The 20,936-nt window shown below is 62.5% G+C and carries 21 protein-coding genes; 15 read left to right on the plus strand and 6 right to left on the minus strand.

All coding sequences use genetic code 11. The features are described from left to right. Positions 1 to 29: 29 nt before the first annotated feature. The gene (locus tag JQ558_RS20255; RefSeq protein ID WP_212294686.1) at positions 30 to 956 is read left to right on the plus strand and encodes a quinoprotein relay system zinc metallohydrolase 2; all 927 of its coding nucleotides are present in this window, start codon (positions 30 to 32) and stop codon (positions 954 to 956) included. A gap of 58 nt (positions 957 to 1,014) precedes the next feature. Beyond that, entirely contained in the window at positions 1,015 to 1,863 is an 849-nt protein-coding gene (locus JQ558_RS20260) for a quinoprotein dehydrogenase-associated SoxYZ-like carrier (RefSeq protein ID WP_212294687.1), read from the plus strand. 38 nt (positions 1,864 to 1,901) lie between these two features. Here the strand turns inward: JQ558_RS20260 and JQ558_RS20265 are convergent, their stop codons facing one another. Next, positions 1,902 to 2,261: a hypothetical protein gene (locus tag JQ558_RS20265; protein ID WP_212207752.1), complete on the minus strand. Its 360-nt coding sequence runs from the start codon at positions 2,259 to 2,261 to the stop codon at positions 1,902 to 1,904. A 96-nt stretch (positions 2,262 to 2,357) separates the two neighbouring features. Here JQ558_RS20265 and JQ558_RS20270 point away from each other — a divergent pair, with 96 nt between their 5' ends. The 4 genes from JQ558_RS20270 (at position 2,358) to JQ558_RS20285 (ending at position 5,244) form a co-directional block, all read left to right on the plus strand. Beyond that, positions 2,358 to 3,320, plus strand: coding sequence for an ABC transporter substrate-binding protein (locus tag JQ558_RS20270; protein WP_409410553.1), 963 nt, complete (start codon positions 2,358 to 2,360; stop codon positions 3,318 to 3,320). 1 nt (position 3,321) lies between these two features. Further along, on the plus strand, positions 3,322 to 4,059 hold the full coding sequence (locus JQ558_RS20275; protein ID WP_212207822.1) for an ABC transporter permease subunit: 738 nt from the start codon (positions 3,322 to 3,324) through the stop codon (positions 4,057 to 4,059). Continuing rightward, positions 4,049 to 4,777, plus strand: a complete 729-nt coding sequence (locus JQ558_RS20280) for an ABC transporter ATP-binding protein (protein WP_212271611.1) — start codon at positions 4,049 to 4,051, stop codon at positions 4,775 to 4,777. Before JQ558_RS20275 ends, JQ558_RS20280 begins: the two co-directional genes overlap by 11 nt. Positions 4,778 to 4,893: 116 nt before the next feature. After that, complete coding sequence (locus JQ558_RS20285) at positions 4,894 to 5,244, plus strand: hypothetical protein (RefSeq protein ID WP_212207749.1); 351 nt, start codon at positions 4,894 to 4,896, stop codon at positions 5,242 to 5,244. Between the two features lie 24 nt (positions 5,245 to 5,268). Here JQ558_RS20285 and JQ558_RS20290 read toward each other — a convergent pair whose 3' ends face one another. The 3 genes from JQ558_RS20290 to pqqA form a co-directional block, all read right to left on the minus strand. Further along, positions 5,269 to 5,505 carry a hypothetical protein gene (locus JQ558_RS20290; RefSeq protein WP_192736678.1) on the minus strand — a complete coding sequence of 79 codons (237 nt, stop codon included), beginning with the start codon at positions 5,503 to 5,505 and terminating at the stop codon, positions 5,269 to 5,271. A 122-nt stretch (positions 5,506 to 5,627) separates the two neighbouring features. Then, positions 5,628 to 6,494, minus strand: a complete 867-nt coding sequence (locus JQ558_RS20295) for a hypothetical protein (RefSeq protein WP_212294689.1) — start codon at positions 6,492 to 6,494, stop codon at positions 5,628 to 5,630. A gap of 381 nt (positions 6,495 to 6,875) precedes the next feature. Further along, positions 6,876 to 6,956 (minus strand): pyrroloquinoline quinone precursor peptide PqqA, encoded by an 81-nt coding sequence (pqqA, locus tag JQ558_RS20300; protein ID WP_192736930.1) that lies wholly within the window; start codon positions 6,954 to 6,956, stop codon positions 6,876 to 6,878. A 347-nt stretch (positions 6,957 to 7,303) separates the two neighbouring features. On the opposite strand from pqqA, the gene JQ558_RS20305 reads away from it, so the two are divergent. Genes JQ558_RS20305 through JQ558_RS20315 form a run of 3 tightly spaced genes read left to right on the plus strand, consistent with a single transcriptional unit; the run spans position 7,304 to position 9,317 of the window. Further along, positions 7,304 to 8,074 carry a MotA/TolQ/ExbB proton channel family protein gene (locus tag JQ558_RS20305; RefSeq protein WP_212271609.1) on the plus strand — a complete coding sequence of 257 codons (771 nt, stop codon included), beginning with the start codon at positions 7,304 to 7,306 and terminating at the stop codon, positions 8,072 to 8,074. Next, entirely contained in the window at positions 8,071 to 8,703 is a 633-nt protein-coding gene (locus JQ558_RS20310; RefSeq protein ID WP_212294690.1) for a hypothetical protein, read from the plus strand. The genes JQ558_RS20305 and JQ558_RS20310 overlap by 4 nt, the downstream gene beginning before the upstream one ends. 2 nt (positions 8,704 to 8,705) lie before the next feature. Further along, positions 8,706 to 9,317, plus strand: a complete 612-nt coding sequence (locus tag JQ558_RS20315) for a hypothetical protein (protein WP_212294691.1) — start codon at positions 8,706 to 8,708, stop codon at positions 9,315 to 9,317. Positions 9,318 to 9,357: 40 nt separating this feature from the next. On the opposite strand, the gene JQ558_RS20320 is transcribed toward JQ558_RS20315, so the two are convergent. Next, entirely contained in the window at positions 9,358 to 9,690 is a 333-nt protein-coding gene (locus JQ558_RS20320; RefSeq protein WP_212207744.1) for a hypothetical protein, read from the minus strand. Between the two features lie 160 nt (positions 9,691 to 9,850). On the opposite strand from JQ558_RS20320, the gene JQ558_RS20325 reads away from it, so the two are divergent. Further along, positions 9,851 to 10,105: a hypothetical protein gene (locus tag JQ558_RS20325; RefSeq protein ID WP_212207828.1), complete on the plus strand. Its 255-nt coding sequence runs from the start codon at positions 9,851 to 9,853 to the stop codon at positions 10,103 to 10,105. 71 nt (positions 10,106 to 10,176) lie between these two features. Here JQ558_RS20325 and JQ558_RS20330 read toward each other — a convergent pair whose 3' ends face one another. Then, positions 10,177 to 11,145 carry a helix-turn-helix domain-containing protein gene (locus JQ558_RS20330; RefSeq protein ID WP_212294692.1) on the minus strand — a complete coding sequence of 323 codons (969 nt, stop codon included), beginning with the start codon at positions 11,143 to 11,145 and terminating at the stop codon, positions 10,177 to 10,179. 410 nt (positions 11,146 to 11,555) lie between these two features. Between JQ558_RS20330 and xoxF5 the strand changes: the two genes are divergently transcribed. The 5 genes from xoxF5 (at position 11,556) to JQ558_RS20355 (ending at position 20,929) form a co-directional block, all read left to right on the plus strand. Next, positions 11,556 to 13,361 (plus strand): lanthanide-dependent methanol dehydrogenase XoxF5, encoded by a 1,806-nt coding sequence (xoxF5, locus tag JQ558_RS20335; protein WP_212207742.1) that lies wholly within the window; start codon positions 11,556 to 11,558, stop codon positions 13,359 to 13,361. A gap of 108 nt (positions 13,362 to 13,469) precedes the next feature. After that, positions 13,470 to 13,958 (plus strand): c-type cytochrome, methanol metabolism-related, encoded by a 489-nt coding sequence (locus JQ558_RS20340; RefSeq protein ID WP_212207821.1) that lies wholly within the window; start codon positions 13,470 to 13,472, stop codon positions 13,956 to 13,958. A 67-nt stretch (positions 13,959 to 14,025) separates the two neighbouring features. Continuing rightward, complete coding sequence (locus JQ558_RS20345; RefSeq protein ID WP_212207741.1) at positions 14,026 to 15,135, plus strand: S-(hydroxymethyl)glutathione dehydrogenase/class III alcohol dehydrogenase; 1,110 nt, start codon at positions 14,026 to 14,028, stop codon at positions 15,133 to 15,135. Positions 15,136 to 15,170: 35 nt separating this feature from the next. Next, positions 15,171 to 15,740: an S-(hydroxymethyl)glutathione synthase gene (gene gfa, locus JQ558_RS20350; RefSeq protein WP_212207740.1), complete on the plus strand. Its 570-nt coding sequence runs from the start codon at positions 15,171 to 15,173 to the stop codon at positions 15,738 to 15,740. Between the two features lie 353 nt (positions 15,741 to 16,093). Continuing rightward, positions 16,094 to 20,929, plus strand: coding sequence for an NAD-glutamate dehydrogenase (locus tag JQ558_RS20355; protein WP_212294693.1), 4,836 nt, complete (start codon positions 16,094 to 16,096; stop codon positions 20,927 to 20,929). Positions 20,930 to 20,936 lie beyond the last annotated feature (7 nt).

Genomic DNA, 20,936 nt, shown 5'->3' on the forward strand with positions numbered 1-20,936 from the left:
TCGCTTCCGGACGAGACTGAGGCAGAAACATGACTCATGGCGTTTCGATTCTTGCCTTACTCGTGGTTTTCGCGACGTCCACCCTAGCGCAGGCCCAGCAGCAAGAATTGCCTGTGAGCGAAGTCGCTCCCGGAATATTTGTGCACCAGGGCCAGACCGCGCTGATGACGGGCGAGAACGACGGCGCGACCGCGAACATAGGATTCATCATCGGGGAGAGCGCGGTGGCGGTGATCGACACCGGGGGAAGCGTTCGCGAGGGTCAGCGGCTGCTCACGGCGATCCGTGCACGAACCGGTAAACCGATCCGCTATGTCATCTACACACACGGCCATCCTGATCATGTTTTTGGCGGCGCCGCGTTCGCAGGCGATGGAACCGAGTTCGTCGGTCATCGGAACCTGCCGCGCGCGCTGGCGGCGCGGGGAGCATTCTATCTCGATGCATTTCGCCGGATCATGGGTGCGCAGTCCCTGGATGGGGTGCGCATGATACCGCCCACGCTCCTTGTCGATGGCACCGTCAAGCTCGATCTCGGGGCGCGGATTTTGAGCTTGAAGTCGTGGCCGGCCGCGCACAGCGACAACGACGTCACCGTGCTCGACGAGCGGACCAAAACCCTGTTCGCCGGCGACCTGCTGTTCATTGGCCACATTCCGGTGCTGGACGGCAGTATTCGCGGATGGCTCGCCGTGATCGACGAACTCGGCGCGCTTTCCGCGCAACGCGTGATTCCCGGTCACGGACCTGTGAGCGAATGGCCGGGCGCCCTCGCCGACCAACGCCGCTACCTGGAAACGCTGGCGGCGGATGTTCGCAAGCTGGTCGCCCGTGGCGCTCCGATCACGGTCGCCGCCGACACCGCCGCGGCCAGCGAACGACCGCGATGGCAACTGTTCGACGACTACAATGCACGCAATGCAACAACTGCATTTTCGGAAATTGAATGGGAATAGCCTGCCCTATGACGTATACTGGCGGCGCTACGTTCCATCCCAGCGAAGGGGTGCCGCCATGCCCGGACGTCGTTTTCACCTGCTCTGCATCGCCAGCCTCCTGAGCGTCATGCTCGTCGACGCGCGCGTTGCGCCTGCGGCCAACGATCCGTGGCCCGGACTGGTCCAGGACATCTTCAACAATCGCCCGATGAACGACGGCGCAGACGTGATCGCCATCGAGATGCCGTACCGCGCCGAGGATGCGGCGATCGTTCCCGTCACCCTGCGCACCAAGCTCCCGCCTGGCGACAGCCGCCGCGTCGTGAGGATCACGCTGGTGATCGACCAGAATCCGGCGCCGATGGCGGCAAAGTTCGAACTGGGACCGGACGCCAATGTGACGGAAATCTCGACGCGTGTGCGCGTCAACAACTACACCGATGTTCATGCCGTGGCCGAACTGAGCGACGGCAAGCTCTATATGACGAAGACCTACGTGAAGGCCTCCGGCGGCTGCTCCGCACCGGCCACCAAGGTCGCCGACGATGCCAAAAGCCGCCTGGGGCTGATGCGATACCGGCAATTCGCGCGTGCCGGTGAAGGACCTGCTAGTCAAGGGCTTGGCCAGGGTCCCGCCAGCGCCACCCGCGAGGCGCAGATCATGATCGGTCATCCCAGCCATTCCGGCCTGCAGATGGATCAGGTGACCCAGCTCTACATCCCGGCCTTCTTCGTCGACCAGTTGCGGCTGTGGCAGGACGATAGTCTGGTGCTGGCGATGGAAGGCGGCATCTCGATTTCGGAAGACCCCAATATCCGCTTTACCTATGTTTCGAATGGCGCCAAGCGGTTCCGGGCCGAAGCCAGGGATACCGAAGGCCACGTCTTCCAGAAGGAATGGAAGGTCGACGATTCAGGCACTTGACGCGACGCGGCGATCCCGCCAGCACATCGCGACCACGTCTAGAAACATCGCACCTCCGCTTCGGCCTGTGCGCGCCTGAGATCATTGAGCGCGCTCGCCGCCTGCTCTGAAGTGCGGAACTGCCCGCCCAGATTGCCCCGGTGCTGCGCCATGCTGAGGACGGTTTCGGCCGAGACATAGCGCTCGTAAGGGATGATCGATGCGATGATATCGATCGAGCAGGAGCATTGTTCGATCGCCTGCCGCGTCTCGCCATTCGCCTTGAGACAACCAAAGACGTATTCGGCGCGCGCCGAGGTCGGATAGTCGTTGATGTCTGCGGCCCGCGCCATCGTTACCATCGCCGTCAACGCTGACAACGCGGCGACAATACGTCGTACCGATCCGACAGCTGCCATGATCTTCCTCCCGCTACGAAGCGTGGAAGCTATGCTATGACAGTCCTCAAGAAAAGATGCGCGCGGAAACGGCTCACCATGACAATTTGCATTCGAATGCTGCTGGCTGCGGTTATTTTGGCCTTTGCGCAGGTCGGTGCATGCTACAGCGCTGAGACCGTGCGGGTTGCGGTGCAAAAAACCGGAACATTCGCCTGGGAACTTGCCGTGATCCGCGCCCATGGTCTCGACAAGCAGGCCAACCTCTCCGTCGGGGTTGTCGAACTCGCGAGCCCGGAGGCAGGCAAGATCGCGCTACGCGCCGGCAACGCCGATATCATCGTCTCCGACTGGTTGTGGGTATCGCGCGAACGTACACTTGGCGCCAAGCTGACATTCTATCCCTATTCAAGCGCGCTCGGCGCCGTCATGGTGCCGGCCGCGTCGCCGATCCAGACCTTGGCCGATCTCAAGGGCCGCAAGCTCGCCGTTGCCGGCGGCCCGATCGACAAGAACTGGCTGCTGTTGCAGGCGTGGCTGAAACGGGGCGGCATCGACCTGAAGTCGGAGGCGACCATCGCTTACGGCGCGCCGCCGCTGCTGACGGCAAAGACGCTCAGCGGGGAAATGGACGCCACCATGAACTACTGGAATTTCTGCGCCGTGCTGGAAGCGAAAGGCTTCCGCCGCGTCGCCGGCGTCGAGGATCTGCTGCCGAAACTTGGCGCCACAGGCCGCACCGCGATGATCGGCTACGTCTTCGACGAAGCATGGGCGAACGCCAACCAGGACAAAGTGGCCCGCTTTATCGCCATGACCCGCATGGCGAAGGAGATCCTGTCGACCTCGGATGCCGAGTGGGAGAAAATTGCGCCGCTGACCGGCGCAGGCGATGCCGCAACGCTCCGCGTCTATCGCGATCGCTATCGGGAGGGAATTCCACGTCGCCCGATTGCCGACGAGGAGGCCGACGCGCGCACCCTCTATCGCGTATTGGCAGACATCGGTGGCCGCGAACTCGTCGGGGCGGCGCCAGAGCTTGCTTCCGGCACATTCTATCACGCCATCCCGGGAGACTGAGGTGCCGCGTCTGCTGTCATTCGCCGTGTTCTTCGCGACCTGGTGGATCGCCTCGTTGCTCGCCGGCGACGCGAAGCTGCCGCCTCCGCCCACCGTCCTCGCGGCCATGCTTGCGGAGGCGAAGTCGGGTGACTTGTTCCTCAATCTCGGCGTGACATTGGCGCGCGTGGCGCTCGCCTTCACCCTGGCGATGTCGCTGGGTTCCGCCATCGGCTACCTGATGGGCCGAGTGCGGCTTGCCGACCGGCTGGGCGACCCCTGGCTGATCCTGCTGCTCAATCTACCCGCGCTCGTGGTCATCGTGCTCGCCTATATCTGGGCCGGATTGACGGAAATCGCCGCCATTGCGGCAATTGCCATCAACAAGCTGCCGACCGCCGTCGTGACGTTACGCGAGGGCGCGCGGGCACTCGACGCGGCGCTCGACGAAATGGCGACAGTATTTGCATTGCCGCGCTCAAGGACGTTCCGGCACGTCATATTGCCGCAACTGGCGCCCTATATCGCGGCCGCTGCGCGATCGGGCCTTTCTCTGGTCTGGAAGATCGTCCTAGTTGCGGAACTGCTTGGACGCCCGAACGGCGTTGGCTTCGAGATTGGCGTGGCGTTCCAATTGTTCGACATCCCGCTTTTGCTCGCCTACTCACTGAGCTTCGCGGCGGTCGTGCTCGTCATCGAAACCGTGTTGGTGCAGCCATTTGAGGCCCGGCTATCCCGGTGGCGCCCCCGTGCGGCTTGACGTCGATATAGCCAGCAAGAAGTTCAGGAACGCGGCGGGCGAACAGCACGACGTGATCGCCGGCGTGGCCTTTGCGCTCGATGCCGGAGAGGTCGGCGTTTTGGTCGGTCCATCCGGCTGCGGCAAGAGTACCATGCTGAGGATTCTCGCCGGCCTCGACCACGACTTTCAGGGACGCGTGGTGCGTCCGGCCGGCGCGCGCATCGGCATCGTATTCCAGGAACCGCGGCTGCTGCCGTGGCGATCGGTCGAGGAAAACGTGCGGCTTGTCGCACCCCTGGCCGACGAAACGAAGCTTTCGGCGCTGTTCGAAATTCTGGAGCTGAACGAGCATCGCAAGCATTTTCCCGGCGAATTATCGCTCGGCCTTGCCCGGCGCGTCGCGCTCGCGCGCGCGTTCGCCATCGAGCCGGATTTCCTCATTCTCGACGAGCCGCTGGCCTCGCTCGATGGCGCCCTCGCCGCGCGCCTGCGCGATCAGATTGCCATGCTGGTCGACGGCCGTTCCGTGATGACGCTGCTGGTGACCCATGACGTGGACGATGCGGCCCGCCTCGGCGACCGCTTGTTTCTGCTGTCGCCGCGCCCGGCCCGGGTTGTCGCCGATCTGCCCATCCGCACGCCGCGTCGCGCGCGGGGCGACGCCGAGATCGCGGCGATCAAGTCGGACATCATGCAGCGGATCAACGGCGGTCTCACCGGGCGGGATGCCTCATAGTTGCTCGATGTGATTCAGCGAGATTGAAAAGCACCAAAAACTTTCGAGACGGCGAAAAACCGGAAACGTCTGATAAGGTAGGAAGCGCTTGAGGCTTGCCGCGGGAGGATCTCATAATGCGATGGATACTGGCCTTGGTCGTGCTGTTGTTGGCGGGCGCCGGCGAACTCGCCGCGCAGAGCAAGGGCAAGGGCATCCGGCTCTGGAACCTGACCACCTCGACAATATCGGGTTTCCAGCTGTCGCCGGTCGGGAAAGACACCTGGGGACCTAACCTGACCCTGAACGACAAGGACAAGGAGGTCGACCACGACGAACGCCTTCGCATCACGGGCGTGGAGCCGGGACAATACGATGCCAAGGTAAGTTATCCCGACGCGCGGCAGTGCCTTGTGAGGGACATCGAGATCAAGGCGGATGCCGTATTTTCGATTGCCGACAAGGATCTAAAGGACTGCAACAAGTAGCCCTTGCGGCCTGACAGGATGGCTTCAGCCTGCGGGCGTCACTTCGCCCTTGTCCGCCCGGTCGTTGTGGTGCGGATATTCGCAGCGCCACTTGACCGCGGTCCATTTCGGATGCTCGCCGACCCATTGCGCGATATAGGGTTGCGCAGCCATGACGCATTGCCGCGGAGAAACATCCGATGAAAACACCAGATGCCGCTCTTCGCAGGTGGCCGGCGACAGCACGGCACACACGGTCAGTACCAGGTCGATCGCATTCATGCCTGAGATCCCAGAGCTAGTGCGTTGAATAGATAACACAAACAGCTACGTATCAGGCAGAGCAAAGTTTCACCACACCGTGAAAATCCGGTTCCCGGCGACCTCGAGCCAGCCGCACAGGCTCAAAAGTTAACGCCGAAAATCAGCCGCGCGTGATGGCGTTCGAAGTTGACGAGATCGAGCGCCGCATTCGATCCGGCCGGACGCCCCCATGCCTGAACGCTCCAGGCCGCGGTCAATCGTGAGCGCGGCGACAATTGAAAATAGGCGGTGGGCCCGACAAACAGCGCCTGGCTTTCGAATTCCTTCAATCCGATCCCTTCATACTGCCTGAGGTAGCGGGCTTCGCCGCCGAGAAAGAAGCCCGGACGTGTTTGCACCATCAAGGCGAGCGCAGCGCCGATGGTTGATTCCTGGTCCGCGGCTCCGGTGCCGACAACGCGCGTCCATTCCGGCTGGTAGATCAGATTGAGTGCAGCGACGGCGACGTTCGGAATTATTTCGCGGTCGAACGCCAGCGCCAGTCCCGCCCCATAACTTCGCACCGCCGCCGCCGTGGTCTCGTCAATGCGGCTGCCGTGGCCTTCTACCGCGACGGTAAAGCCAAAGGGCGCCGCGTCCCGATCGAGAAACCGGTAGCGCAGGTCCAAGGAAACGCCTTCCCATGATAATTGGCGCCGATCCTCCAGGCCTGGAACGCCGCGGATGTAATGGGACGCAAAGCTGGTTCCCAACTCCACCCGAACATTTTTGGCAGGCACGAACTCCAATTCGAATTCCTGCCCGATCGCGCGATACTTTCCGCCATTCTTGGAAAATCGTCCGGTGGTCTCGCTCTGCAGCTCGCGCTCGCCGACAGTGCCGATATCCGTGCCGATCATGAAGCCGAACAGATGCTCGGTATCAATGCCCTCCGCGCAAACACCACCCGGAAGCAGCACGGCGAGACAGACGAATACCGCCCGGCAGGTGTTCGAACGAATTGGCATCCACGAGCCACAGGAATGAAAACGACGGGAATGAACGAGGCGTCACTGCCGGCACCCTAGCATGGCGCAGATGGCTGCGGCCAAGGAATCGAAAGGCGTATTCCCGGAATTCCGGATCATGGCACCCGGTGCCGGCGCGAGGGCGCCCCCGTCAGGGAAGATCAAATGGCAAGCTTCTTCTGCAGGAAGCCTGACGCAAGCCGATCAATGCAAAGGGAGCTGGGTGCTGCGTAATTTCGCGAGGCGATGTTCTGAGATACTGAACCGGACTAATTCTCGCGCCGGACTAAATCTCGAGCCGGACCAGATCTTGAACCGGACGCCTGCCACGGCTCGAGCAACAGAATGCAGCCAGAGCCGGGCAGATCGTTTCGATGCAGTCTATTTGCGCGATGCGCAGGCGTACATGTTGATTTCCATGCCCACCGACACTTCGACAATTTTCGGAGTCTTCCAAGTCATTCGGGGTCCTCCCAACTAGTCTGGCGCGACGTTCACGCCGGAGCAGAACCTAGGGCGGCCCCGGACGCAGCGCAAGTACGGAACATCGACGCACAACGCTGGAGTGCCGCACCTGGCCGCCAATATTTCTCTCTCGGACAAAGTCACTTCGCTCCTAGACAAATCGGAACACCGGCTCGCTACGCGACATGAGCGCAATAGCGCACGGGCCGTGAAAGACCTCGTGCCCAACGGAAGCTTGAACACCACTTGACGAATTCGGTTTGCCTGCCCATGCGACATGTGGAAGGCTGGTGTTCTCTTGGGTCGAGGTTCTTGGGTCCAGGTTCTTGGGTCGAGGTGTCCGGATGCCAACGGCGAGTGGCGATCTTGATTCTTTTGGTGACCGCGGGCCTCTGTTGCGATGGCTGGTCTTCACCGGGCTGTGGATTTTTGCGTTCTTTCTGTTGTGGCGCTTCGGCCTCATTCGGCAGATGATCGCTGGCGATCGCACCTATCTCTCGCCGATCATCGCGCTGCTCTATGTTGCGACGTCGCTGCATTGCCTGTGGCGCACGATCGTGATTGCGCGCGAGGGCGATGCGGCGCGCCGCACCGGCGCGTTGATCGCATCTGGATCGGGTCGCCTTGATCTTGACGGCGACGCCGTCGTCGTCGAAGGCGCCGGCCTGCTTCCAACCGGCCTGGTCGCGGCCCACATTCGTGACCTTGCCGTCAAGGCACGCCTGCAGGGATCCCGCAAGCTCGATCAGACGCTGCTGCTGCGCGGACTGGCCAGCCGGCTACGCGGCTCCAACCAGTTTGGCGCCTTCGCCAGTGACACGCTGATGAAGCTGGGCCTGCTCGGCACGATCATCGGATTCATCATGATGCTGGCGCCAATTGCGGGGTTAGATCCCAGCGACCGCAGCACGGTCAGGTCTTCGATGAATCTGATGAGCGACGGCATGGCGGTCGCCATGTACACGACGCTCGCCGGTCTCGTCGGTTCCATCCTCGTCAGGATCCAGTACTACATGCTCGACGACGCGACCGCGAAGCTGTTTGCATTCGCCGTCGGGCTGACGGAAGTCCGCGTGGTTTCGATCCTGGAGAACAGGCCTGAGGCCGCGGAATGATCGACGAATATGACCTCATGCCGCAGGAGGAACCATTCGATCCGTTCGCGGTCATGCTGTTCAAGGCGCTGCAGGTCCTTGCCTTCCTGTTCTTCGTCGCATTGCTGGCCATCGCGCCCGAGGCAAAGGATGGCAAGATCGACAGCAAGGCGGAATTCCTCGTCACGATGGCCTGGCCCGACCAGCATCCTGATGACTTCGACATGTTCGTTCAGGACCCGCTTGGCAATATGGTTTGGTATCGGCGGCGCGAGGCTGGATTCATGCTGCTCGACCGTGATGATCGTGGCGGCGTCAACGATTTCATTCTGGTCAACGGCCGCAAGGTCCTGTCGCCGATCCGCCAGGAGACGGTCAGCATCCGCGGCATCGTCGCCGGCGAATACACCGTGAATATCTATCATTTTATCGCGATGGGCCGCGAACCCGTGCCGGTCTCGGTGAAGGTCGAGAAGCTCAATCCAACGGTTCAGGTCGTCCACTACGACAAGATGATGATGCAAAGCGCGGGCACCGAACGCACCGCCGTCCGCTTTTCGATCGACGCCAGCGGCGGCATCGTCGATGTCAACCATCACGAGAAATCGCTGCTGCAGACGCTGCGCAACCGGCTCAGCAAGAGTGGCTGACCATGGAACTGCAGAGGGAAATCGTGGGTCTGTCGATTGCCTACGCGCTGCTGGCGGCGTTGTTGCTGATCTTTGTGGTGCGCGCCCACGTCTCCTGGCAGCTCAAGGCAGCGGCCGTGCTTGTCACCAGCGTCTACTACTGCGTGGCGTTCTTCCGCATCGAAGGCCTGGCCGGCTGGTCGGCGCCCGCACCGCTGCCGTCGCAGTTCCAGTTGTTGTGGGCGCGGGTTGTCGAGCCGAATCCGCTCGATCGCGATCCCGGTGCGGTGCATATCTGGATCGAGGAACTCGATGCCGCCAATCTTCCGAACGGTCAGCCGCGGGCCCATCGCCTGCCCTATTCCGCGGCACTCGCGCACAAGGTAACCGCGGCGCGCGACGAGATCATGAAAGGCCATCCGCAGGGCGGACGCGCGGCCGATTATGGATCCGGCAATGGGCAACCCGCGCCGGAAGGTCCCGCCGATGTCTCGACGCTTCGCCCGACGGCCGCACCGGGCGGCGATCCGATGAGCGGCGGTCCGCTCGATCTATCGTTCCTGACCGGTGAAGCCGGCAATATCGAATTCGCACCGCTGCCCGCTCCGATTCTTCCACCGAAGGACGGGCCCTGAAGGCTGTTCAATGCGGCGCATGTTTCAGCCGTCGGCGCGTTTAGCAGTCCTCATCGGCTTTCGCGGTCTGGCCGTCAGGCTTGGCGCCTTGGGCCTCCTGCGCGGCCGTCGGCTGACCTTGCATCTGCTTTTGTGTGTCCTGCGAAGACGCTGCAACATCGTCGGTTGCACGATTCATCGTGCTGGTTGCCGCGTGTTCCCTGGTGTCGGAAGCCTTGCCGGTGGTCTGGCCACTGCCAACCGATGCGGGTCCGGAACCCGCGTCCTTCAGATTTGCGGCGCGACCGGTGGTGTCGCACGGGCCTGCCATTGCGGTGCTGATGCTCAAAACAGCGATCGAGCAAGCCGCGAGAATGAGTCGTTTCGTGTTCATCTGATCCTCCTTGGACCTGCCGCGCGCCCCGGCACGTCAGGACGGAGGAGCAACCGGTTCGAAGGCCACGGGTTCCGGGTGGCGGGTCGAATCTCGCTATTGTTTAATCGGGCGCACCTCATGTTCCGATCAGTGCCAACAAATTGCGAGGCGATTTCACATGCGACCATTGATCTGCGGAACGCTCGCGATCTTTCTCGCCGTCTGCCCAGGGCCAGCGGCCGACGCCCAGGACAATTCGCGACTCGGGCAGCCGACACCGGATTCAGCAAACCCGCCTGCGACACTGACCGGCAAGGAGCGTCTCGGCAGGAAATGGATGGATGAGCAGCGGATCGACAATTGCAATGTGCCGATCGACAAGCGTGGGTCGCAGCCACGGCCAAGCGTCTGCCCGCATGTTCCGATGGGTTGATCAAGCGCTCACACGCCGCCGTCTGGACGTGGCAGAACACGTGACCGTTGCGGGGTTAAGGGAGGGCGCGCCTAGGAAGCGTCTGGAGCCGGGCTGCTGTGCTGCGCCTTCTGGATCGAAGACGGAACAATGCCGAAATACCTGCGGAAGACCCGGCTGAAGTGGGACGAACTCGAAAAGCCCCATGAAAATGCGACATCCGTGACGGTCTTGCCGCCGTGCGTCTCCAGTTCGTGGCGGCAGTTCTGCAACCGTGCCTGCCAGATATAGTCGCTGACGGTCATGCCCCGGTCGCTGAACAGCATGTGCAGATAACGCTTGGTGCAGCCCAGCGCCGCGGAAATCTGATCGATGCACAGATCAGGATCGCGCAGATGTTCGCGGATGAAGGCCTGGGCGCGAATATACATCGCCTCGGGGCCGCCGCGATCGAAACTCGTGTCCGCCTCGCGCAGCGGCAACAGCAACAGATCGATCAGCGAATCGGCGACGACGACCGCGTTGTTCGGTGACAGTCTCGCAGCCTGGTCAAATGCGGCATGAACGAAGTCATAGGCAATGCGGCCGGTGCCGGTGCGCGCCGAGAGCTTGCACGCCGACATCCGCGCCGTATGGAAGCCGCGCTCCTGCAGCAGCGCCTTCGGCACAATGACGACTTCATGCCGCGTCAGCGCCGGACTGACGATCGTATGCGGACAGGATACATCGTAGGCAAGACAATCGCCGGGCATCAGCTCGATGCGCCGGCCCTCCTGCTCGAAATAGGAAACGCCGTGCGTCTGAAACAATATCTTGACGTAGGGATGCTCGCTGGCTTTTGAACGGGACACGGTGTGCGCGATGCGATGCTGGCTGACCTCGATCTGACAGAGCTTCAGCTTTGAGACCGTCGTGTAATTGACACGCGCTTCGAGCGACGAAGCCTTCAACGGATCTATGTCAAATTGGCCACAAAGATCCGTCAGTGCATCCGACCAGCACTGGATCTGCTTCTTCGGCGACAATCCCGAAGTGGTAAGCGAGTGGACCGTATCAACCATTTCCAGCCACCGATTCGAGAAACGTAACTGTTGCCGCGGAAGACTCGGTCACGGTGAAGTTTGATTTACCTCAATTTAGAACGGTCGTTGTTGCCTAAGCAACGTATGTCCCGGCATCCACTTGACAATCCTCCGACTTAGTTTCTGCGCCGTCAAGGGGAAGGTTCGCCTCGATCGTGCGACATCCGTCGTAGTGCGCCGCACAGTGGCAGCCCAAACCGCTGCCTTATGTGTGGCAACCCCCACAGCGATTCGGCAGGAAAACAGAAATCTCGCCAAGGTTCGCTTTGGAGCAAATGCCCTTCCCTCTTGGGCAAGTTTCCCATTCCCGAACGGGATAAAGATACGGGACAAAATCGAAAAAGTGGGCCGCCTCGGCGGTACCTGGGCTTCATCAGTGGGAGGACGCAATGCGCAGACTGCTAGTTGCAACTTGTCTTGGTTCCATGGCGGCGTTCGCCGTGGGCAGCGCCGTAGCCAACGAGGAATTGATCAAAATGTCGCAGAACCCGAAGGATTGGGTGATGCCGGCAGGCGACTACGCCAATACGCGCTACTCGAAACTCAACCAGATCACGGCGGCCAATGTCGGCAAGCTCCAGGTCGCCTGGACCTTCTCGACCGGCGTGCTGCGTGGCCACGAAGGCGGACCGCTCATCATCGGCAACATGATGTATGTCCACACGCCGTTCCCAAACAAGGTCTATGCCCTTGACCTATCCAAGGACCAACAGATCGTCTGGAAGTACGAGCCGAAGCAGGATCCGAACGTCATTCCGGTGATGTGCTGCGACACCGTCAACCGTGGCGTGGCCTATGGCGACGGCAAGATCTTCCTGCACCAGGCCGACACCACGCTGGTCGCTCTCGATGCCAAGACCGGCAAGGTTGAGTGGTCGGTAAAGAACGGCGATCCCGGCAAGGGCGCTACCGGCACTTCCGCACCCCTCGTCATCAAGGACAAGGTCCTGATTGGCATTTCCGGCGGCGAGTTCGGCGTGCAGTGTCACGTCACCGCCTACGACATCAAGTCAGGCAAGCAGGTGTGGCGGGCGTACTCCGAAGGGCCGGACGATCAGCTCCTGGTCGACCCCGAGAAGACGACCGATCTCGGCAAGCCGATCGGCAAGGATTCCAGCATCAAGACCTGGCAGGGCGACCAGTGGAAGATCGGTGGCGGCTGCACATGGGGCTGGCTGTCCTATGACCCCGCGCTCAACATGGTCTACTACGGCTCGGGAAATCCCTCGACCTGGAACCCGAAGCAGCGCCCGGGCGACAACAAATGGTCGATGACCATTTTTGCCCGCAATGCCGACACCGGGATGGCCCGCTGGGTCTATCAGATGACGCCCCATGACGAATGGGACTATGACGGCGTCAACGAAATGATCCTGAGCGATCAGCAGATCAATGGCACGGAGCGCAAGCTTCTCACCCATTTCGACCGCAACGGGCTCGCCTATACGATGGACCGCGTCAACGGTGAATTGCTGGTGGCCGAGAAGTACGACCCGAAGGTCAACTGGACCACCGGCGTCGACATGAACAAGAGCTCGCCGACCTACGGCCGCCCCAAGGTCGTCGCCCAATATTCGACGGAACAGACCGGCGAGGACAAGAATACCAAGGGCATCTGCCCGGCCGCGCTCGGCACCAAGGACGAGCAGCCGGCAGCCTACTCGCCGGACACCCAGCTGTTCTATGTGCCGACCAACCACGTCTGCATGGACTATGAGCCGTTCAAGGTGAGCTACACCGCAGGCCAGCCCTATGTCGGGGCGACGCTCTCGATGTATCCACCTCCCGGCGAATCCCACATGGGCAACTTCATTGCCTGGGACAACAAGACCGGCAAGATCGTGTGGTCGAACAAGGAGCAGTTCTCGGTGTGGTCCGGTGCGCTCGCCACCGCCGGCGGCGTGGTGTTCTACGGAACGCTCGAAGGCTACCTCAAGGCAGTCGATGCCAAGACGGGCAAGGAACTCTACAAGTTCAGGACCCCGTCCGGCATCATCGGCAACGTCACGACCTATGAGCAGGGCGGCCGGCAGTATATCGCAGTTCTGTCCGGCGTCGGTGGTTGGGCGGGCATCGGCCTTGCGGCCGGTCTGACCGATCCGACCGCTGGTCTCGGCGCGGTCGGCGGCTACGCCGCCCTGAGCAACTACACGGCACTCGGCGGATCACTGACCGTATTCGCCCTGCCGCAGTAAGCCGAACCATCTACGTTCCGGCGCATGGACTGGCTCCATGCGCCGGAGCACTTCCCAACGAATCCCGAGGACAATCTCTTGCGTAAAATCTGGTTTGTGGGCGCCGCAATGATCTTCGCGGTATCTGGCGGAATTACCCTCGCTGCAGACGCGGTCGATCCGACTGCCGTCAAGTCCGAGGACGGAAAGTACTTCGACAAGGAAGGCACTCCGACCTTCAAGGTCGCCCCTGACGGCACGGTGGATTGGTACACCTACTCCGGATACCGCCGCTATCACTCGGAATGCCATGTCTGCCATGGCCCCGACGGGATGGGATCGACCTACGCCCCAGCCCTCACCGATTCGGTCAAGACCATGAGCTACGGAGACTTCGTCGGCGTTGTCGCGAGCGGCCGCAAGAACGTGAGTTCGTCGCAGGAGAACGTGATGCCGGCGCTCGGCGATAATCCGAACGTCGCCTGCTACATGGACGACCTCTACATCTATCTGCGCGCCCGCGCCAATGACGCGGTCGGGCGCGTGCGTCCTGCCAAGAAAGAAGACAAGCCTGACGCCTACACCGAGGCGGAGAATTCTTGCATGGGCAGGAAATGATCATCCGGAGTGAGCGCGGGGGACAGGTGTCCTTGCAGCGCCCTCAAGACGAAAAGTGGAGTTGAGAATGAAGACGCGCGCAGCTGTGGCTTTCGAAGCAAAAAAGCCGCTCGAAATCGTCGAGGTCGACCTCGACGGGCCGAAGGCTGGTGAGGTCCTTGTCGAGATCAAGGCGACCGGGATTTGCCACACCGACGCCTATACGCTTGACGGTTTCGACAGCGAGGGAATCTTTCCGTCGATCCTCGGCCATGAGGGCGCCGGCATCGTTCGCGAGGTCGGCGCGGGGGTCACGTCACTGAAGCCGGGCGACCATGTGATCCCGCTTTACACGCCCGAATGCCGCCAGTGCAAGAGCTGTCTGAGCGGCAAGACCAACCTCTGCACCTCGATACGCGCCACGCAGGGCAAGGGCGTGATGCCCGACGGCACGTCGCGGTTCAGCTACAAGGGCAAGCCCGTCTTCCACTACATGGGCTGCTCGACGTTTTCGAACTTTACCGTGCTGCCGGAAATTGCGCTGGCAAAGATCCGCGAAGACGCTCCGTTCGACAAGAGTTGCTACATCGGCTGCGGTGTGACGACCGGGGTCGGCGCGGTGGTCAACACCGCCAAGGTCACGCCGGGCGCCAATGTGGTGGTGTTCGGACTTGGCGGAATCGGGCTCAACGTGATTCAGGGGGCCAAAATGGTCGGCGCCGACAAGATCATCGGAGTCGACATCAACGACAGCAAGGAAGCATGGGGTCGCCGCTTTGGCATGACCCATTTCGTCAATCCGACCAAGGTCGGCGGCGATATCGTTGCGCATCTCGTTACGCTCACCGACGGCGGCGCCGACTACACCTTCGACTGCACCGGCAACACGACAGTGATGCGCCAGGCGCTCGAGGCGTGCCATCGCGGCTGGGGCGTCTCTGTCGTGATCGGGGTGGCGGAATCCGGCAAGGAAATCGCGACCCGGCCGTTCCAGCTGGTGACCGGCCGGGTGTGGAAAGGCACTGCGTTCGGCGGCGCGCGCGGCCGTACCGATGTCCCGAAGATCGTTGACTGGTACATGAACGGAAAGATCGAGATCGACCCGATGATCACCCACGTCCTCACGCTGGAAGAGATCAACAAGGGCTTCGATCTGATGCACGAGGGCAAGTCGATCCGCTCGGTCGTCGTTTTCTAAAGCCAAAGAACGTCAAACATAAGGAGGATAGGCCCATGACTGTTCACATCCACCCATCGGTCGACAGCGGCGTCAAGAAGGGATCGGGCAGCTTTGCCGGCGGCACCCTTGTCTGCAAGTGCTCGGACAAGGCGGTCAAGGTCGGCATCAAGGGCGATGTCGCCCACAACCACGCCTGCGGCTGCACCAAATGCTGGAAGCCGGCAGGGGCAACCTTCTCGGTGGTGGCGGTCGTGCCGCGCGAGAATGTGTCGGTGCTGGAAAACGGCGACAAGCTGCAAATCGTCGATGCGTCGGCGGCGATCCAACGCCACGCCTGCAAGGCCTGCGGCACGCATATGTACGGCCGGATCGAGAACAAGGGACATCCGTTCTACGGCCTCGACTTCATCCACCCCGAACTATTCCAGGAAGCCGGTTCGGCGGCACCAGGGTTTGCCGCGTTTGTATCGTCCGTGATCGAAGCCGGCGTCGCTCCGTCGGACATGGCGGGGATCAGAGCCCGCCTCACGGAGCTCGGGCTCGAGCCCTATGATTGCCTGTCGCCGCCGCTGATGGATGCGATCGCTACCCACGTGGCGAAATCGAAAACCAAAGCGGCCTGACCCTTGCCATCGTCTACGACCGCCGGTGAGCTTACTGCCACCGGCGGAGCCTCGATCAACCGCGCAAGATTCGGCCTCGCCGATCAGCAAGGCTGCGCGAATTCGCCGCGGCGGGTGACTTTTCCCGACCTCCGATAACCTACCTGCCAGTAAGTCAAGCCCTCTCGAAGCCGGCTGAAACGCATACTGAAGATGCGTTTCTCGAGATTTGATGGCATAATCATCAAGGGCTGCTGAGGCTCCGAGACCGAGGATTGCGCGTACGCGATCAATCCCGGCCAAAGCGATGCGCCCAAAGAGATGCACTCCAGAATCCAGCGAACGATCGCGGCTGCGGTCAGACGGCGAGAGAAATGGAGGACCTTATGGCGTCGTGGCGTGACGACAAGGCCCGGGCGACCCTGATCCGCGAAGCTGCGGGTAACGTGCAGCCAGGCAAGGCGCCCCGATCCTTTGCCGAGCATCTGTTCGGCCATACCAATCTCGAGGACCTCGCCAACTACGATGCGGCCTCCCTGGCCTTCCTGGCGGAACAGGCCTGGGAGCATGTGCAGCAACGCACGACGGGCCGTGCCGACATCCGTGTCGTCAATCCGATGATGCCCGACGGGCGCGAGATTTCCGTGCTCGAAGTTCTCAACGACAACATGCCCTTCCTGTTCGATTCCACCATGGCGGAGCTCGCGGAGCGGGGCATCGAGGTCACGCTGGTCGCCCACCCGATCATCGCCGTGGAGCGCAACGACCAAGGCAAGCTGGAGCATTTCCACGGCGAAGCGCTGCCCGAGGGAGCAAAGGGCGAACGCGAAAGCCTGATTCATTTCCACATCGCGCGCCTGGACGCCGATGCCGACCGCCAGAAACTGATCGAGGGCATGACCAGGACGCTCAACGACGTGCGCGCCTGCGTCGGCGACTGGCGGGCCATGCGCGCCCGGGTCGAGCAGGCGATCATGACCTTCCGCTCCAATCCGCCGCCGCTGCCGATCGACGAGGTCGCCGAAGCCAACCAGTTCCTGCAATGGCTTTGCGCCGACAATTTCACCTTCCTGGGCTTGCGCGAATATCGATTCTCGCCCGACGCCGATGCGCCGGACGACATCAGCACCGGCGAAGGCCTCGGCATCCTGCGTGATCCCGATGTGAAGGTTCTTCGCCGCGGCGCCGAAATGGTGGTCATGACGCCGGAAATCCGCGAATTCATGCGCGAGCCGACCGTTCTGATGGTGGTCAAGGCGAATGTGAACAGCCGTGTTCATCGGCGTGTCCGCATGGATTATGTCGGCATCAAGCTCTATGCGTCCGACGGGCGGCTCGAGGGCGAGTTGCGCCTCGTCGGCCTGTTCACCTCGGGTGCCTATACCCGCTCGGCGCGGCAGATCCCCTATGTCCGCCACAAGGTCGAACAGGTGCTGCAGCGCGCCGGCTTCGACCCAGCCAGTCACTCAGGCAAGGCGGTCCTGCATATCCTCGAAGATTATCCACGCGACGAGCTCTTCCAGCTCGATGCCAAAACGCTCTACAATTTCGTCATGGAAGTCCTGACGCTCTATGAGCGTCCCCGCGTGCGGGCGCTGGCACGGGCCGACAAGTTCGACCGTTTCGTCTCCATCCTCGTCTTCATCCCGCGCGAGAAATATGACACCGATGTGCGCACGCGCGTCGGGGACTTCCTGGCGCAGGTCTACAAGGGGCGCTTGGCGGCCTCGTACGCTTCCTTCCCCGAGGGATCGCTTGCGCGCGTCCACTACATCATCGGGCGCTATGACGGCAAAACGCCTGTCGTCGAGCGCGCTGCGCTGGAAGCCGAGATCAGCACCATCGCCGCGACCTGGGGCGACAAGCTGAAGGCGGCGCTCGCCGCCTCCACCGACGGCATGCGAGCGCGCATGCTCGCCAACCGTTACGCCCAGGCCTTCACTGGCGGCTACACCGAGGCCTTCGGCACCTCGCAGGCGATTGCCGATATCGCCACCATCGAAAAGCTCACCCCGGCGCGACCGGTGGCGATTTCGGCCCACCACATCGAGGGCGAAGACGATCCAACGCGCTTCGGTCTCAAGGTCTTCTCGCTTGGCGCGCCCCTGTCGCTGTCGTACCGGGTGCCGGTGATCGAACATCACGGCCTGCGCGTCGTCAACGAGCGCACCTATCAAATCGTGCCTCGCGCCATGCCGGCGCCGGCGCCGGTATGGCTGCACGACATGACGATCGAGGCCAACGACGGCAAGCCGATCGTGATCAGCTCGGAATTCGGCCATCGTCTGGAAGCCTCGATCATGGCGGTGGTCGGCGATCGGGCCGAATCCGACGGATACAACGCCCTCATCCTGCGTACGGCCCTGAGCTGGCGCGAGGTTTCGACCATCCGCGCGCTCTCCCGCTACCTGCACCAGATCCGCGCGCCGTTCAGCCAGGACTACATGTGGGAGACCTTGCGCAGGAACACCGCGATCACCGCCAGCATGGTCGCGCTGTTCCAGGCCCGCCTCGATCCGCGCCTCGCCGCCACCGACGCCGAGCGCTCGGCACGTGAGGCGACCCTCCTCACCGAGATCGAGGAGCAGCTCAAATCCGTCGCTTCGCTCGACGAAGACCGCATCCTGCGCCGCTTCACCAATCTGGTGCAGGCAGCCATCCGCACCAATCTGTGGCAGATCGGCCAGGACGGACATCCGCGTCCGGTAATCTCGTTCAAGTTCGACGCGCGCAAGATCGAGGACCTGCCGGCCCCGCGGCCGCTCTACGAGATCTTCGTCTATTCGCCGCGTGTCGAAGGTATTCATCTGCGCTTCGGCAAGGTCGCGCGCGGCGGGTTGCGCTGGTCTGACCGGCCGCAAGACTTCCGCACCGAGATCCTCGGCCTGGTCAAGGCCCAGCAGGTCAAGAACGCCGTGATCGTGCCGGTCGGCGCCAAGGGCGGCTTCGTGCCCAAGCGCCTGCCGCCGCCCTCCAATCGCGACGCCTTCATGGCCGAAGGCACCGAAGCCTATCGCATCTTCATTCGCTCCATGCTCGAACTCACCGACAATCTCGACGGCGACGACATCGTGTCGCCCGACTCCACCGTGCGGCATGACGGCGACGACCCCTACCTCGTCGTCGCCGCCGACAAGGGCACCGCCACCTTTTCCGACATCGCCAACGCGATCTCGACCGAGAAGAACCATTGGCTCGGCGATGCCTTCGCCTCCGGCGGCAGCCAGGGCTATGATCACAAGAAGATGGGGATCACGGCGCGCGGCGCCTGGGAAGCGGTGAAGCGCCACTTCCGCGAGCTCGGCACCGACATTCAGACCATGCCGTTCACCGCCGCCGGCGTGGGCGACATGTCCGGCGATGTGTTCGGCAATGGTATGCTGCTGTCGCCGGCGACCAGGCTGGTCGCGGCTTTCGATCACCGCGACATCTTCATCGATCCCTCGCCCGACCCGGCCGTCAGCCACGCCGAACGCCTGCGCATGTTCAACCTGCCGCGGTCGAGCTGGCAGGATTACAACAAGGGGCTGATCTCGCAAGGCGGCGGCGTGTTCTCGCGCTCTCTCAAGGCCATTGCGCTCGCCCCGGAAGTACGCAGCCTGCTTGATCTCGACAAGCCGCAAGCCACGCCGTTCGAGGTGATGACGGCGATCCTGAAAGCGCGCGTCGACCTGCTCTGGTTTGGCGGCATCGGCAGCTATATCCGCGCGTCGGGGGAAAGTGACGATCAGGTCGGCGATCGCGCCAACGATCCGATCCGCGTCACCGGCGCCGATATCCGTGCCCGGGTGATCGGCGAGGGCGCCAACCTTGGCGTGACCCAGCGCGGCCGCATCGAAGCTGCGCAGAAAGGCGTCAGGCTCAACACCGACGCGATCGACAATTCGGCCGGCGTGAACACCTCCGACGTCGAGGTCAATATCAAGATCGCGCTGGCGCGCCCCGAGCGCGAGGGACACCTCAGTGCGGCTGACCGCAACAGCCTGCTGGCCGCGATGACCGACGAGGTCGGCGCCCTGGTGCTACGTAACAATTATCTGCAGACGCTGGCGCTTTCGCTGGCCGAACGCAAGGGCCTGGCAGAGACCGGATTCCTCACGCGCCTGATGCAGTCGCTCGAGCAGCGCGGCCTTCTCAGCCGCGCTGTGGAATTCCTGCCCGACGACGCGGCGATCGCCGAACGCGCCCGGCGCGGCCAATCCCTGACTCGGCCGGAACTTGCCGTGCTGCTTGCCTACGCCAAGCTGACGCTTTACGACGATCTGCTCGCCGCCAGCGTGCCTGACGATCCGTATCTTGCCCGCGAATTGTCTCAGTACTTCCCGCGCGAGGTTAAGGACAAATTCCCCGCTGCAGTGGAACAGCATCGCCTTCGGCGGGAGATTGTCGCCACCAGTCTCGCCAATGCCGTCATCAATCGCGGCGGCCCGGCATGTGTCGTGCGCCTGATCGACGAGACGGACGCCGAGGCGTCGACCATCGTCATGGCCTTCGTGGCGGTGAATGAATCCTACGGTCTGAAGCGGCTGAACGACGCGATCGATGCGCTCGACACCCGCATCGACGGGCAATTGCAACTTACCCTCTACGCCGCGATTCAGGATCTCCTGCTCTCACGGATGGTCTGGTATGTGCGCAACGTCGATTTCAAGGCCGGTCTGGACCCGGTCATCGCGCGCTTCGGCCCGAGCATCCGCGAGATCGTCGCTGGGCTCGACAAGACCCTTCCGGAGGACTTGCTGGCCGGGCGCGGCAAGCGACGGCAGGACCTGATCGATGCCGGCGTCCCAGCCGACGTCGCAGGCGAGTTCGCCGATCTCGACGCCTTGGTCTCGGCACCGGATATCGTGACTGTAGCGGAGCGCACCAGCCGGACCATCGGCGACGCCGCCGCTACCTTCTTCGCCGCCGAGGCTAATTTCCGTCTCGATCGCCTTATCGCCGCGGCACGCAGCGTCCCGGCCAACGATAACTACGAACGTCTCGCCATTGATCGCGCCATTGACCAGATCGCAGCCGCCGAAAGAAGGCTGGCTGCGGACATGCTGGCAACCGGCCAATGCGGCCAGGAGGCCGCCGGGAGCTGGCTGGCGGCTCATCCTGAAGCGACGCGCATTCGCCGCTCGGTCGAGGAGATTGTGGCCAGCGGCCTGACGCTCGCGAAGCTGACGGTGGCGGCGAACTTGCTCGGAGATATGGTGAAGGGCTGAGCAGGCG

Origin of the sequence: Bradyrhizobium sp. AUGA SZCCT0160 (genome assembly GCF_018130105.1) — a bacterium.
Lineage (GTDB): Bacteria > Pseudomonadota > Alphaproteobacteria > Rhizobiales > Xanthobacteraceae > Bradyrhizobium.

Coding starts and splice junctions, on each gene's coding strand:
- JQ558_RS20330 (WP_212294692.1), bottom strand. CDS start 11,145: ATGGTTGATACGGTCCACTCGCTTACCACTTCGGGATTGTCGCCGAAG.
- pqqA (WP_192736930.1), bottom strand. CDS start 6,956: ATGACTTGGAAGACTCCGAAAATTGTCGAAGTGTCGGTGGGCATGGAA.
- JQ558_RS20260 (WP_212294687.1), top strand. CDS start 1,015: ATGCCCGGACGTCGTTTTCACCTGCTCTGCATCGCCAGCCTCCTGAGC.
- gfa (WP_212207740.1), top strand. CDS start 15,171: ATGACTGTTCACATCCACCCATCGGTCGACAGCGGCGTCAAGAAGGGA.
- JQ558_RS20305 (WP_212271609.1), top strand. CDS start 7,304: ATGCCAACGGCGAGTGGCGATCTTGATTCTTTTGGTGACCGCGGGCCT.
- JQ558_RS20285 (WP_212207749.1), top strand. CDS start 4,894: ATGCGATGGATACTGGCCTTGGTCGTGCTGTTGTTGGCGGGCGCCGGC.
- JQ558_RS20345 (WP_212207741.1), top strand. CDS start 14,026: ATGAAGACGCGCGCAGCTGTGGCTTTCGAAGCAAAAAAGCCGCTCGAA.
- JQ558_RS20340 (WP_212207821.1), top strand. CDS start 13,470: ATGATCTTCGCGGTATCTGGCGGAATTACCCTCGCTGCAGACGCGGTC.
- JQ558_RS20295 (WP_212294689.1), bottom strand. CDS start 6,494: ATGCCAATTCGTTCGAACACCTGCCGGGCGGTATTCGTCTGTCTCGCC.
- JQ558_RS20315 (WP_212294691.1), top strand. CDS start 8,706: ATGGAACTGCAGAGGGAAATCGTGGGTCTGTCGATTGCCTACGCGCTG.
- JQ558_RS20320 (WP_212207744.1), bottom strand. CDS start 9,690: ATGAACACGAAACGACTCATTCTCGCGGCTTGCTCGATCGCTGTTTTG.
- JQ558_RS20310 (WP_212294690.1), top strand. CDS start 8,071: ATGATCGACGAATATGACCTCATGCCGCAGGAGGAACCATTCGATCCG.
- xoxF5 (WP_212207742.1), top strand. CDS start 11,556: ATGCGCAGACTGCTAGTTGCAACTTGTCTTGGTTCCATGGCGGCGTTC.
- JQ558_RS20255 (WP_212294686.1), top strand. CDS start 30: ATGACTCATGGCGTTTCGATTCTTGCCTTACTCGTGGTTTTCGCGACG.
- JQ558_RS20270 (WP_409410553.1), top strand. CDS start 2,358: ATGCTGCTGGCTGCGGTTATTTTGGCCTTTGCGCAGGTCGGTGCATGC.
- JQ558_RS20355 (WP_212294693.1), top strand. CDS start 16,094: ATGGAGGACCTTATGGCGTCGTGGCGTGACGACAAGGCCCGGGCGACC.
- JQ558_RS20265 (WP_212207752.1), bottom strand. CDS start 2,261: ATGGCAGCTGTCGGATCGGTACGACGTATTGTCGCCGCGTTGTCAGCG.
- JQ558_RS20325 (WP_212207828.1), top strand. CDS start 9,851: ATGCGACCATTGATCTGCGGAACGCTCGCGATCTTTCTCGCCGTCTGC.
- JQ558_RS20290 (WP_192736678.1), bottom strand. CDS start 5,505: ATGAATGCGATCGACCTGGTACTGACCGTGTGTGCCGTGCTGTCGCCG.